At 65.0% G+C, this 532-nt stretch carries 1 protein-coding gene; it reads left to right on the top strand.

Annotation, left to right across the window (positions count from 1 at the left end; genetic code table 11):
• A partial coding sequence (locus M5B99_RS29755; protein WP_248807475.1) for an amino acid permease occupies positions 1-532 on the top strand: 532 nt, incomplete at both ends.

A 532-nucleotide genomic window follows, 5' to 3' on the forward strand; every position in this document is an offset into this window, starting at 1 on the left:
CGGCGGCCTGATCGCCGGGATCGCCACCCTGATCGAATTCGTCTTCGCCCCGCCGGCCATCGCCATGGCCATCGGTGCCTACCTCAATGTCCAGTACCCGGACCTTGACCCGCGCCTCGCCGCCGTCGGCGCCTACGTGGTGTTCATGGGCCTGAATATCCTCGGCGTCAGCATCGCCGCCACCTTCGAACTGGTGGTGACGGTGCTCGCGGTCGCCGAATTGCTGGTGTTCATGGGCGTGGTCGCGCCGGGCTTCAGCTTCAGCAATTTCGTGCTCAACGGTTGGTCCGGCTCGAGCAGCTTCAGCATTGACTCGATCCCCGGCATCTTCGCCGCGATCCCCTTTGCGATCTGGTTCTTCCTCGCCATCGAAGGCGCGGCCATGGCCGCCGAAGAAGCCAAGGACCCCAAGCGCACCATTCCCAAGGCCTATGTCGGCGGTATCCTGACCCTGGTGTTCCTGGCCCTCGGCGTGATGGTGATGGCCGGCGGCGTCGGCGACTGGCGCCAGCTGTCGAACATCAACGATCCG

Origin of the sequence: Pseudomonas sp. MWU13-2100 (genome assembly GCF_023242365.1) — a bacterium.
In the GTDB taxonomy this organism is placed as follows: Bacteria; Pseudomonadota; Gammaproteobacteria; order Pseudomonadales; family Pseudomonadaceae; genus Aquipseudomonas.